This is a genomic window from Pseudorhizobium xiangyangii (genome assembly GCF_020531965.1).
Taxonomy (GTDB): Bacteria; Pseudomonadota; Alphaproteobacteria; order Rhizobiales; family Rhizobiaceae; genus Neorhizobium; species Neorhizobium xiangyangii.
In genome coordinates, this window is the sequence record NZ_JAJAWH010000033.1 from 26,294 (window position 1) to 38,767 (window position 12,474).

The 12,474-nt window shown below is 59.5% G+C and carries 13 protein-coding genes; 6 read left to right on the top strand and 7 right to left on the bottom strand.

Going from position 1 to position 12,474, the window contains the following annotated elements:
- Positions 1–23: 23 nt before the first annotated feature.
- Entirely contained in the window at positions 24–272 is a 249-nt protein-coding gene (locus LH464_RS21705; RefSeq protein ID WP_315859717.1) for a YegP family protein, read from the bottom strand.
- Between the two features lie 161 nt (positions 273–433).
- On the opposite strand from LH464_RS21705, the gene LH464_RS21710 reads away from it, so the two are divergent.
- Complete coding sequence (locus LH464_RS21710) at positions 434–637, top strand: DUF1059 domain-containing protein (RefSeq protein ID WP_226788505.1); 204 nt, start codon at positions 434–436, stop codon at positions 635–637.
- Between the two features lie 88 nt (positions 638–725).
- Here LH464_RS21710 and LH464_RS21715 read toward each other — a convergent pair whose 3' ends face one another.
- Positions 726–1,706, bottom strand: coding sequence for a L,D-transpeptidase family protein (locus LH464_RS21715; RefSeq protein ID WP_226788506.1), 981 nt, complete (start codon positions 1,704–1,706; stop codon positions 726–728).
- Positions 1,707–2,129: 423 nt separating this feature from the next.
- Here LH464_RS21715 and LH464_RS21720 point away from each other — a divergent pair, with 423 nt between their 5' ends.
- Together LH464_RS21720 and LH464_RS21725 are read left to right on the top strand one after the other, a co-directional pair.
- Entirely contained in the window at positions 2,130–2,339 is a 210-nt protein-coding gene (locus LH464_RS21720) for a cold-shock protein (protein ID WP_226788507.1), read from the top strand.
- 123 nt (positions 2,340–2,462) lie between these two features.
- Positions 2,463–2,681, top strand: a complete 219-nt coding sequence (locus LH464_RS21725; RefSeq protein ID WP_226788508.1) for a hypothetical protein — start codon at positions 2,463–2,465, stop codon at positions 2,679–2,681.
- Positions 2,682–3,001: 320 nt separating this feature from the next.
- Here LH464_RS21725 and LH464_RS21730 read toward each other — a convergent pair whose 3' ends face one another.
- Positions 3,002–3,580, bottom strand: a complete 579-nt coding sequence (locus LH464_RS21730) for a helix-turn-helix domain-containing protein (protein ID WP_226788509.1) — start codon at positions 3,578–3,580, stop codon at positions 3,002–3,004.
- A 172-nt stretch (positions 3,581–3,752) separates the two neighbouring features.
- On the opposite strand from LH464_RS21730, the gene LH464_RS21735 reads away from it, so the two are divergent.
- Together LH464_RS21735 and LH464_RS21740 are read left to right on the top strand one after the other, a co-directional pair.
- Positions 3,753–4,232 (top strand): fasciclin domain-containing protein, encoded by a 480-nt coding sequence (locus LH464_RS21735; RefSeq protein WP_390625034.1) that lies wholly within the window; start codon positions 3,753–3,755, stop codon positions 4,230–4,232.
- Between the two features lie 65 nt (positions 4,233–4,297).
- Positions 4,298–4,522 carry a DUF378 domain-containing protein gene (locus LH464_RS21740; protein WP_226787218.1) on the top strand — a complete coding sequence of 75 codons (225 nt, stop codon included), beginning with the start codon at positions 4,298–4,300 and terminating at the stop codon, positions 4,520–4,522.
- A gap of 258 nt (positions 4,523–4,780) precedes the next feature.
- On the opposite strand, the gene LH464_RS21745 is transcribed toward LH464_RS21740, so the two are convergent.
- The 4 genes from LH464_RS21745 to LH464_RS21760 form a co-directional block, all read right to left on the bottom strand.
- Complete coding sequence (locus LH464_RS21745) at positions 4,781–8,620, bottom strand: vitamin B12-dependent ribonucleotide reductase (protein WP_226788511.1); 3,840 nt, start codon at positions 8,618–8,620, stop codon at positions 4,781–4,783.
- Between the two features lie 711 nt (positions 8,621–9,331).
- Positions 9,332–9,829 (bottom strand): xanthine phosphoribosyltransferase, encoded by a 498-nt coding sequence (gene gpt, locus LH464_RS21750; RefSeq protein ID WP_226788512.1) that lies wholly within the window; start codon positions 9,827–9,829, stop codon positions 9,332–9,334.
- A gap of 84 nt (positions 9,830–9,913) precedes the next feature.
- Complete coding sequence (locus LH464_RS21755) at positions 9,914–10,750, bottom strand: universal stress protein (RefSeq protein ID WP_226788513.1); 837 nt, start codon at positions 10,748–10,750, stop codon at positions 9,914–9,916.
- A gap of 84 nt (positions 10,751–10,834) precedes the next feature.
- Entirely contained in the window at positions 10,835–11,608 is a 774-nt protein-coding gene (locus LH464_RS21760; protein ID WP_226788514.1) for a competence/damage-inducible protein A, read from the bottom strand.
- 223 nt (positions 11,609–11,831) lie between these two features.
- Between LH464_RS21760 and wrbA the strand changes: the two genes are divergently transcribed.
- A complete protein-coding gene (gene wrbA, locus LH464_RS21765) occupies positions 11,832–12,431 on the top strand; it encodes an NAD(P)H:quinone oxidoreductase type IV (RefSeq protein ID WP_226788515.1) in 600 nt (199 codons plus the stop codon).
- The last annotated feature ends 43 nt before the right edge of the window (positions 12,432–12,474 follow it).

Consider the following 12,474-nt stretch of genomic DNA (forward strand, 5'->3'; position numbering starts at 1 on the left):
CATCAGGGAAGGCCGGGAATATCCTACGTGGGATTGCAGGTCATGCCGTTGCGGCGTGCGTTGGAGATGCAATCGCTTTTGTTTTCGTAGGATTCGGACGACTGTCCGACAATCCTCCCGTTCAATGCCGTCCGCCGCCACCGCCATCCGCCGCTTTGGTAGATTTCCCAGGTGTCGCCAATTGTCGCCCTGCAACTCGCCATTGCCGTCCTCCTATGATTGCAGGCGGATGCTATGCATATTGGAACGTGAGTTCTACAAACCGGATACATCCTCCAGTAGGGGGAATTCCTGCTTTCGCGTGTATCTTCGTCGGGACCGGCAGCGCGGCCGCAACGACCAGAGGTACCCTTCCTGTTTGTAGGCCCTGAGGCAAGGGAGTAGAATGCTTGCCCTCTGGCGCTTCATGCCAGAGCCTTGTGAGGAGGCAAACATGGCACGCAAGTTCATCGACTGCCGGGAGGTCCCGAGCGAAGCGAAATGCACCATAGCCATATCGGCCGACAGCACGGACGAACTCGTCAATGCCGCCGTACAGCATGCCGTATCGGTGCATGGGCACAGTGACACCCCGGAATTTCGTCAGCAAATCAGGAAATCCATTCGCGAGATGGAGCCCGCACGTAATATCGCATGAGCGGGTGAGCTTTTCGTGAAAGGTGTCAGGCAGCGGCGTCGCAACTCCTTTCAAGGTCTGGCGGCGCAGCTGACCTTTCGAACCCGCATCACTCGATGAACTCGACCATCACTCCGGGTTTGACCATTTCGGAGAGTTCCTCCGCGTCCCAATTGGCCAGCCTGATGCATCCGTGCGAGCCGACCTTGTCGATGAGGGAGGGCTCGGGTGTTCCGTGGATGCCGTAGGTAGGCTCGGTGAGGTCGATCCAGACCGTTCCGACCGGATTGTTCGGGCCCTTGGGCAGGATCAGTTTCTCGGTGTTGTCGCCCTGCTGGAAGTTGAGCTCGGGATCGTAGGTATAGGTAGGCATACGTGCGACACCCTTGATCTTGTGGCTCCCGGATGGGGAGGGCGTTTCCTCGCTGCCGATCGTTGCCGGATAGACGGCGATCAGCTTACCGTTTTCCGCATACGCGCGGACCTGCCCCCTCTGCTTGTCGGCCTCGATGCGCTTCACCTTTCCCTTGATCCGGGCACTGGGCTCGACAACCGATACCGTCTCACCCGCTTCGAATTTGGCATCGGGATTGAGTGCGCGCACAAGATCGATGTCCATATGGAAGCGCTCGGACAGCATTTCCGGGATACTGGAATAGCCGAGATGCTTGAGCTCGGACATTTCCTTGAAATCCTCCGGAATATCCTCGACGAGATCGTCGACATCCTCCTGGCGGATCTCCACGGTGCGCATGATCGGCTGGTCACCTTGCAACCGGCGGATGACCTCCGGATCAAGCTTTCCGTCGGAGGGCAGGTCATGCATGGCCTCAAAGCCGGCAACCGCCTTACGGACGTTGTCGCCGTCATAGCCGTCGATCACGCCCGGCGACGAACCCGCGCGATCAAGCAGAACCTGGAGGTGGACGATAGCGGGTTGCGGATGAGGTGCAGCCTCGGGAGAGGGCTCCGCGGATATGGCGTCGAGCGGCGCATCGTTGATCGCCTGCGGTGAGATGGTTTCGGCGCTGGCGCTTGCGCACCAGAGGAGAGTTGCCAGGGGCAGGGATATTCGGGTGAGCGCTTTCATGGCGAGACAATGGCGGGCCGGGGAAGTTGTTCCGCGGGGAGGTCGCCATTGTGGTGATGCCGGACCATGGTCGCCTCGATCTTTCCTGTTTCGGCCCGCAGCAGTCGATCATGGGCCTCGTGTCATGCAGGAGACCGACCGCACGCAGCGAAGCGCAGGGTGTGTGTTTTTAGTCGTCAATCCCTGTTCTTTCCTCATGAAAGAGGTGTGCGGCGCGGGGGCTATTTAGTGGAATCGAAACTAAAGGTTGACTTTAGTGAGAGGTATCACTATTTACGGTTTATCGATCTTTTGCTTGCTGAACTTTGGTTGCCGCGCGATTAGCACCGCGCCTGAACGAACTTTCCTTTCAAAAACATCGCTATCACCGTCTGCGGGGTCTCGGCCCTGCGGTTCCTCACTTATGCTTTGAAAGGGTTCATCATGACCACAGGCACAGTTAAATGGTTTAATTCCACCAAGGGTTTCGGCTTCATCGAGCCTGACAACGGCGGCGCAGACGCGTTCGTCCACATTTCTGCCGTCGAACGCGCCGGAATGCGCGAAATCGTCGAAGGTCAGAAGCTCAGCTACGATCTCGAGCGCGACGCGAAGTCCGGCAAGATGTCGGCCTGCAATCTTCAGGCTGCCTAAATCGAAACTGCTTTCGCCTTGACCACGGATGTACTGGCACTGCTGGAAGCAAGTTTATTGAAAGGCCGGACCATGCGTCCGGCCTTTTTTCGTTCCACGTCTCACACCTTAACTGGAGCACCCATGACACACAGCAAATCCCGTCAGAAGGCCGAAGTGGCATTTGGCAACCTGCAGTCGCAGTTCTTCGCCAAGGGCAAGGCCGTCGAGGAAATGGACTATGCCCTGCTGGCACGCGAGGAAAAGACCCTGCGCCTGCGCGAAGCTCGCATTACCAAAGAGGCGAGTGATCGGGCAGCGGCTCTCGCAGCTCTCGCCACAAAGCCCTCTACGAAGGCCTGACGACACCTGCAACGCGGATTATTCCGGTTGGGTGATACGCCACCGTGCCGTGGCACGCCTCGACGTTCGAGCACCGGAGCCGTGGCTCGGCTTCTGGGACAGTTGAGGGGCGGGGATCCACTTTGTCCTTGGCATCGACTTATCGGTAACCGCCATATGCCATTGTGTTCGTTCGCCTGATGGCGGCGTCCGAGCGGGCCAATGCCGCCTGCAGCCCATCTGGATAACGTGCCTGGTATTTAAAGCTCTCAGGCCGTCGCAAAAATCGGTCAAGAAATCCCGGCTTTGCCGAGCAGTTCATCGAACGTTTGGCTCTTGGCTTAGCCAACAGTCACCACGATTGCCTTGCAGGGCCCTTCGCCCTCTCGCTCGTAGCTGTGCAACGCGCTTGAGTCGAATGAAATGGCGTCGCCTTCCTGTAGGGTCGTGACCTCCCCGTCGACGGTCACGCACAACGTTCCGGCAAGTACGTAGACAATCTCTTCCACACCATGCTGGTGCGGCTCCGAGGACGATGCGCCCTCAAGGAAATCCGCCAGAAATCCCTCCATCTTGCGTTCCGGCAAGGGGTAGTCGAGGCTTTCGAAAACGTAGGAAGGGGGCGCCGTGCCTGCGGGTATCGGCAGCCGCACCCGCTCGCTCTTTCGCGTTACCGCAATACGCGGCCCACCTTTGTTGAAGAAGTGATCGAGATCGACGCCGAAGACCAGCGCTATCCTGAGCAAGGTCGGAAGCGTTGGGAAAAGTTGCCCCCGCTCGATCTTCGACAGCATGGCCGGGGAGAGCCCCGTGTGTTGGCTAAGCTGAACAAGGCCCAGCTTCTTTTTCAGCCTCAGAGCCTTGATGCGAGGTCCAATTCTGTACCTCTCGAGCTCCGTCGTCAGGGTTTCCGAAGTCACATCCAAACATCCTTTTCACGTTAGGAAAAGGAACAGAACATAATTGTCGTGTCAAGATAAACCTGTTTCGCATGACGAAAACTTGATTGGAATGAAAAAACATTCGCTCCATATGAAAACGCATCCGCTCGCATGAGGGATAGTTCAAAACAAGGAGTTCTTGGAAATGAAGATGAACCACATCGTCGCTGCCGCCCTGATCGGCATAGCTTCCGCTCTTCCGGCGCACGCAGCCGACAAGGACATCGTCGACACGGCGGTTGGAGCCGGTAACTTCGCCACACTGGCCGCAGCGCTCGAGGCAGCAGACCTCGTATCCACGCTGAAGGGCGATGGGCCGTTCACGGTATTTGCTCCGACGGACGCAGCCTTCGCCAAGCTTCCTGCTGGTACGGTCGATAATTTGTTGAAGCCCGAGAACAAGCAGCAATTGGTCGATATCCTCACCTACCACGTTGTCCCTGGAAAGGTGATGGCAACGGACGTGGTGGCTCTCGACGAGGCAAAGACTGTCAACGGCAAGATGATTGATGTCCAGGTCGATGGCGGGGCTGTCAAAGTCAATGAAGCCAACGTCACCGCTACCGACGTGGCCGCCAGCAACGGCGTCATCCACGTGATTGATCAGGTTATTATGCCCCCGGAAGGTTGAGGCGGTCGACAGGGGCCCGCGCCAAGCAGGCGCGGGCTCCCCATGCCTATTCATAGGAGAAAGTTATGAAGACGCTTAACGTCGTTACACTGGTCCTCGTCATAATCGGGGGTCTGAACTGGGGCTTGGTGGGTCTCTTCAGCTTCGACCTGGTTGCTGCAATTTTTGGTTCGGGATCGATGTTGTCCCGCACTGTCTACATTCTGGTAGGTATTGCCGCCGCTCTGCAGATCATGCCGCTGGTTGCTGCCCTGAACTCCAGTAAAGTCACCTATCAGAGCGGACACTAGAGCATCTATCGGCCGCGCGGCGCAGCTCTCTGATATTGGAGCTGCACTTGGTCCCGCAGCAACGCATCTGTCACCCCTCGGCCAGCCAGTGGGCTGGGGGGATCAATCTCCGCCACCTGAAGGAAACACCGACCCTCTTTTAAGTGAAATGCCTCCCAGCCGAAGCTGAGAGGCAAATTGTTGGGTATTTTGAGCAAGCACTATGCTTTGGGTGACCAACCTATGGTTTCCCCTCACAGGTGCACTCGGCTCCTCAAATCAGCTGCAACCGCTCGTGGCGCCGCATGTATCGCACTTCTCGCAGGTGCCGTTGCGCACCATCGTGAAGTTCTGGCACTCGGAGCACATGTTGCCCGTGTAGCCTTGTGCGATCGAGCGCATGCGGCGTTCGTTCTCCACCTTCTTGGCTTCCGTCTTGGCGGCTGCGGCGTCGGCGGCGGCCTTGTCGGAGAAGAGGGCGGTTGCCGCCTGCTGGCCTTCGCTGGCGAGGTCGTCCGAGATGTCCTCGGCGATCTCTTCCGTCAGCTCCTTGGCGCGCTCCTCGTAGTCCCGCTTGAAGGAGACGATTTCGGAGGTCGAGATGGCGACCGTCGGCTCCAGCTTGCGGGCGGCAGAGCCGGCAAACGAGGTGCCCCCAATCGAAGTGACATTGGCGGATGCGCGGGCAGGGGCGGCGGTAGCCGAACCCTTCGGCTCGTTTGCGGAGCGGTCGGAACCGCCCTGGCCACCCTGGATGAGGGTCGGCTTGTAGCCGCGGGTCCAGCCGGTGGAGAGCAGGTTGGTCTTGCCTTCCTGGATGCCCTTGCCGAGCGCCGTGTTGGAAAAGTCCGACGTATCGACATGGGCGAGATCGTGGCGGCCCAGATAGGAGACGGCGAGTTCGCGGAACACGTAGTCGAGGATCGACGTGGCGTTCTTGATCGCGTCGTTTCCGGTGACGATGCCGGCCGGCTCGAACTTGGTGAAGGTGAAGGCCTCCACATATTCTTCCAGCGGCACGCCGTATTGCAGGCCGAGCGAGATGGCGATGGCGAAGTTGTTCATCATCGCACGGAAGGCGGCGCCTTCCTTGTGCATGTCGATGAAGATTTCGCCGATGCGGCCATCGCCGAATTCGCCGGTGCGCAGATAGACCTTGTGTCCGCCGACATTGGCCTTCTGGGTGTAACCCTGGCGGCGGTTCGGCAGCTTTTCACGCTCGCGGGTAACGCGTTCGATCACACGCTCGATGATTTTCTCGGTGATCTGAACGGCCTGCGCGGCGGCCGGCGCCTGCAGCAGTTCCTCGATAGCGTCTTCCGAGTCGTCCTCGTCGATGAGCGAGGCATTGAGTGGTTGGCTGAGCTTCGAGCCGTCGCGGTAAAGCGCGTTGGCCTTGAGAGCAAGCTTCCAGGACAGCATGTAGGCTGCGCCGCAGTCCTCGACGGTCGCCTCGTTCGGCATGTTGATCGTCTTGGAAATCGCACCGGAGATGAACGGCTGGGCGGCCGCCATCATGCGAATGTGGCTTTCGACCGAGAGATAGCGCTTGCCGATCTTGCCGCAGGGGTTGGCGCAATCGAAGACGGCGAGATGCTCGTCTTTCAGGAACGGCGCGCCTTCCAGCGTCATCGCACCGCAGACATGCACGTTGGCAGCTTCGATGTCCTTCTTGGCGAAGCCGACATGCTCCAGAAGGTTGAAGCTCATGTCGGACAGCTGCTCGTCGGTGACCTTCAGCACGTTCTTCAGGAAGTCGGCGCCAAGCGTCCACTGGTTGAAGACGAACTTGATGTCAAAGGCAGCCTTGGTGGCGCCGTTGATTGCAGCGATCTTCTCGTCGGTGAAGCCCTTGGCCTTCAGCGAGCCGGGGTTGATGCCGGGTGCCTGGTTGATGTTGCCGTGACCGACTGCGTAAGCCTCGATTTCGGCGATCTGGCTTTCCGTGTAGCCGAGCGTGCGCAGAGCTTCAGGAACCGCGCCGTTGATGATCTTGAAGTAGCCGCCGCCGGCGAGCTTCTTGAACTTGACGAGTGCGAAGTCGGGTTCGATGCCGGTCGTGTCGCAATCCATCACGAGGCCGATCGTGCCGGTCGGCGCGATCACGGTCGTCTGGGCGTTGCGGTAGCCGTGCTTTTCGCCGAGCTCCAGCGCCTTGTCCCAAGCGGCCTTTGCGTGGGCAACGAGATCCAGATCCGGGTTTTCCGAATGGAAGAGCGGAACCGGGTTGACCGACAGCTGCTCGTAACCGGTCGCTTCACCGTAGGCGGCGCGGCGATGGTTGCGGATGACGCGCAGCATGCTTTCACGGTTCGGCGCAAAATTCGGGAACGGACCAAGCTCGCCGGCCATTTCGGCGGACGTCGCATAGGAAATGCCGGTCATGATCGCGGTCAACGAACCTGCGATCGCACGGCCTTCCTTGCTATCGTACGGAATGCCGGACGACATCAGGAAACCGCCGATGTTGGCGTAGCCGAGGCCGAGCGTGCGGTACTGGTAGGAGAGTTCGGCGATTTCCTTGGACGGGAACTGCGCCATCATCACCGAGACTTCGAGCACGACGGTCCACAGGCGCACGGCATGTTCGTAGTCGTCAATGGCGATGTTCTTCGTCGCCTGGTCCTTGAACTGCAGGAGGTTCAGCGAGGCGAGGTTGCAGGCAGTGTCGTCGAGGAACATGTATTCCGAGCACGGGTTGGAGCCGCGGATCGGACCACCGGCCGGCGAGGTGTGCCAGTCGTTCATCGTCGTGTTGAAATGGATGCCCGGATCGGCCGATGCCCAGGCGGCATAGGAGATCTGTTCCCACAGGTCGCGGGCCTTCAGCGTCTTCATAACGCGGCCGTCCTTGCGGGCGGTGAGGTTCCATTCGCCGTCGTTCTCGACAGCCTTGAGGAAGTCGTCCTTGAGCGAGACGGAGTTGTTGGAGTTCTGGCCGGATACCGTCAGGTATGCTTCCGAATCCCAGTCCGTGTCATAGGTCTTGAACTCGAGGTCCTTGTAGCCCTGGCGAGCAAACTGGATGACGCGCTTGACGTAGTTTTCCGGAACCTGGTCCTTCTTGGCAGCCTTGATCTCGCGCTTCAGCGCCGGGTTCTGGTTCGGGTCGTAGCAGGCGTCGTTGTCAGCCTCGCAATTGACGCAGGCCTTCATGATGGCCTTGAGGTGGCGCGAAACGATCTTCGAGCCGGTGACGAGGGCCGCTACCTTCTGCTCTTCCTTGACCTTCCAGTTGATGTATTCCTCGATATCCGGATGGTCGATATCGACGACGACCATCTTGGCGGCGCGGCGCGTCGTGCCACCCGACTTGATCGCGCCGGCGGCACGATCGCCAATCTTGAGGAACGACATCAGGCCGGAGGATTTTCCGCCGCCGGACAGTCTTTCGCCTTCGCCGCGCAGGTGGCTGAAGTTGGAGCCGGTGCCGGAGCCGTACTTGAAGAGGCGCGCTTCACGAACCCACAGGTCCATGATGCCGCCCTCGTTAACGAGGTCGTCGCCAACCGACTGGATGAAGCAGGCATGCGGCTGGGGATGCTCGTAGGCCGACTTGGACTTCGTCAGCTTGCCGGTGAACGGGTCGACGTAGAAGTGTCCCTGGCCGGGGCCGTCGATGCCATAGGCCCAGTGCAGGCCGGTGTTGAACCACTGCGGGCTGTTCGGTGCGACGCGCTGGGTGGCGAGCATGTAGGCAAGCTCGTCCATGAATGCGGAGGCATCCTCTTCGGACGTGAAGTAGCCGCCCTTCCAGCCCCAATAGGCCCAAGTGCCGGCAAGACGCGTGAAAACCTGACGCGCATCGGTTTCAGAGCCGTACTGCTCTTCCTTCGGCAGGGCCTTCATCGCTTCCGTGTCAGCTACCGAGCGCCACAGGAAGGAAGGAACGTCGTTTTCCTCAACCTTCTTCAGAAATTTCGGAACGCCGGCCTTGCGGAAATACTTCTGCGCCAGAACGTCGGTCGCCACCTGGGAGAACTGCGTCGGAACGTCGATATCCGCAAGCCGGAAGACGATGGAACCGTCCGGATTGCGGATCTCGCTCACTGCCTTGCGAAACTCGATTTCCGCGTAGGCGCTCTGGCCAGGCTTGGTGAAACGACGTTCGATGCGCATTTGCCTTTGTCCCTCGTCTGTCGGCCCTTTTAAGGGCGCAAAATATGGTCCAGCTGCTCGCCATCATGGGCAGCCGGGGAAATCATCATCCAGGTGAATCACTGGGATACCGACCTGTATATTGTGATGAGCGTGGGCTGCAATACTAAATATAGTATTAGCAGGTTCTTTTCACCAGTCCAATCACATGTTTTGGCAGGCCAGAAACGCGCACAAAAAACCTGTCGCTGCCGCCCTTCATGGGCGGTCTGCCACTCGTGATTATTCATACAAATTCGCTAAACGAGCCGGCCTCGTTATCTCCGGCTCCGTTGCCGCCGCAACATGACGGTCAATCTCCTCCCATGTGGTAGATTCGTCAAGGCGTAGATCGCCATACTTTTTTAACCACAAGATATTGTGTCGGAGCCTGTGGAAAACGGGGAATAAAATAGCAGAGGAATCTCAGGTATTTGCGAGATTGCGTTGAAACTTGCGCGAGCCTTGCGCCTTGTGATTGTGGCGCCAAAATGGCGAATGCCTCTGTGCTAACCCAGCGTTTCAGGCGTTGTCCCACCGTATTGAGGCATATCGGTAACACCACCCGCCAGATGTGGAAAAGCCCGCCGCTGGAGATTGCGACGGGCTTGGTGTTGACACGGGGTGACCGTTCGTCCGTGGGCGGCCGGATACGCGAAACTTGATGGATCGCGTCCCAGGGCTGGCCTGGTGTCAGGCCTTCTGGCCCTTGGCGATTGGCTCCTGATAGGTGAAGCCCATGTCCCAGGGGAAGTAGATCCAGGTGTCCTGGCTGACCTCGGTGATGAACGTATCGATCATCGGAACACCGGACGGCTTGGCGTAGACACAGGCGAAATGGGCCTTCGGCAGCATCTCGCGCACTTCCGATGCCGTCTTGCCAGTGTCCGTCAGGTCGTCGACGACGAGAACGCCTTCGCCGCCGTTTTCGGCAAGCTCAGGCGCAATGCCCTTGAGGAGGTTCATTTCGCCCTGGTTGACGTAGTCGTGGTAGGACGCGATGCAGACCGTTTCGATCAGGCGGATGTTCAGTTCCCGCGAGATGATGGCGGCCGGTACCAATCCGCCGCGGGTAATACAGACGATTGCGCGAAATTCCTGGTTGAGACCGGCAAGCCGCCAGGCGAGCGCCCGGGCATCACGGTGGAATTGATCCCAGGAGACGGGAAAAGCTTTTTCTGGAAGGGACATTGAATAGCCATTAGCGAGAGCACATGAAGTGCCCTCGCTATTAGCCGGTCTTTCAGGCGGAAGGCAAGTATGCCAGCCGGTTGATCAACGTGACATCAGCGAAAGCGCAGTCATCTTCTCCAGAACGCTGCGGGTCACGCCACCGAACAGCATCTCCCACCAGCGCGATGTCCCGTAGGCGCCCATGACAAGCAGGTCCACGTTGTTGTCGGCGAGGTGTTGCACAATGGCGGCGGCTGCGGAACGCTCGCGAGCCTCCTGCGACGTGAGGGTCACCTTGACGTCATGGCGCGCCAGCACGGCGGCCAGTTCGACCCCGGCCATGTCCCGTTCCTGGTTCGGGCGTTCCGGCGCGTTGACGCAGAAGATCTCGACACTGTCTGCCGCCTTGAGGAACGGAAGGGCGTCGAATGTCGCCCGCGCCGCCTCGCGCGATCCGTTCCAGGCAATCATGACGCGTCGGATGTCCTGCGGGCCTTTGAGGAGATAGGGCACCAGAAGGACTGGGCGGCCGCTGTCGAAGAGCAGGTTTTCCAGCTCCGAGCGGGTGTCGTGGCTCGGATCGCCCTGGCTTGCGATAATGATATCAGCCGCCCGGACGGTCTCCATGACCGCCGCCGAACTATAGCCGGCAGAAGACATGAAGCTGCGCCATTCGGCGGAGCGGCCCTCACGGGCGACGCGTTCCTTGAATATCTTTTCGACATCCGCAGTTTCGCGACGAGCCGCTGCCTGCAGTGCCTCGATGGCGGCAGGATCCGGTATCTCCATAGGCGCTATCAAGGGGATTGCTGCCAGCGTTTCGGCATGCACGCCCAGCACATGACCATCAAATTTTGCGGCCATCGCCAAGGCGTAGTCGGTGATCTGGAGCGCATGCGCAGGTGTATCGAGAACGGCGAGAATAGTCTTGTACGTCATGATATCCCCCTTGGTTGAAACCAGTCTCCCTAATTAACCTGTGGCGCTCCTTGATGTTGGTCAACCTTGGCAACAACAATGCTGTCAGGCGTCGGCTGAAAAGTTTGTCGGTTGCCTTCTCTCCTGGAGCGCCAGGATCATTTCCTGAACGGCCTCTGCCGCAGCGTCGAGATCGTGGTCGTCGCGTGCGCGCACCACGATCTCCGTGGAAAACCGGGCTCCGTCATATTTCGGGTAGGAACCGATGCTTGTCGCCGGATGCGCCTTCTGGATCGCTGCGAGCGGAGAGCCGATGTCGCCCTCGCCGAAGGGGCAGGGCAAAGCCCGCGACAACATCTTAGAACCGGTGCGCAACTGGGGCAGCACGTTGTCCAGCATGGCCTGGAACACCTGGGGCACACCCGCCATGACGTGGACGTTCTCGACGATGAATCCGGGAGCCGTGGAGACCGGGTTGGGAATGTGTCGCGCACCCTCGGGCATGCGTGCCATGCGCTGGCGAGCCTCGGTGAATTCCATCTCGCGGCGCGCATACATGTCCCCGAGGAGACGCATGGCCTCCGGATCGTGGATGCAGGGCAGGCCGAAGGCCTTGGAGACAGCGTCAGCCGTAATATCGTCGTGTGTCGGGCCGATGCCGCCGGAGGTGAAAACGTAGTCGTGCCGCTGCCGCAGGGCGTTCAGGGCCTCCACGATAGCCTCTTCTTCGTCCGCGACGATCCGGACTTCCTTGAGGTCGATGCCCGCAAGCGTCAGAACGTCCGCCAGATGACCGATGTTCTTGTCCTTGGTACGCCCCGACAGAAGTTCATCGCCAATGGCGAGCATGGCGGCTGTGACGATCGGTGAGTTCGACATGGCTGTTCCCGAGGTTGGTGAGGGCGGGTATGATTCCTATGCCGAAATCGGCATCGGCAGAAGGATTTTTTGACTCACGAGCATTGTCTCCCAGATTTGACCGGCTCGTCCACAATCGTCTTCAATTCTCGAACACTGCGTCGACAACAGGGAGGGCTGCCCTACGTATCGGAAGCGGCTAACGTCTCCGGACGGTTAGCCTAAACGACATGGAGATAGTTGCATGGCAAAGGTTCTGGTTCTTTACTATTCGGCCTACGGGCACATCGAACAGATGGCGAAGGCCGTCGCCGAGGGAGCGCGCTCGACCGGTGCGGAGGTGGCGATCAGGCGGGTGCCTGAACTGGTGCCGGAAAACGTCGCGAAGGCCTCGCACTACAAACTCGACCAGGAGGCGCCCATCGCAACCGTTGCCGAGCTTACGGAATACGATGCGATCATCGTCGGCGCCGGCACGCGCTTCGGTGTCGTAGCCTCTCAGATGCGCAATTTCTGGGACCAGACCGGCGGTCTGTGGGCAGAAGGAAAGCTTGTCGGCAAGGTCGGCTCGGTGTTCACCTCGTCCGCCACACAGCACGGCGGGCAGGAAACCACCGTTCTCACCTTCATCCCGACGTTCCTCCATCAGGGCATGGCCGTCGTAGGGCTTCCCTATTCCTTTACGGGCCAAATGGGCGTCGATGAGATCAAGGGCGGCTCGCCTTATGGCGCCAGCACCATCACGGACGGTGACGGCTCTCGCCAGCCGTCGGCGGTGGAGTTGGAAGGGGCGCGCTACCAGGGTGCGCATGTCGCCAGGATTGCGGCCAAGCTTTCGGCCTGAGTTCGACAGACATTGCTCGATGAACGCGCGGCCATGGCCGCGC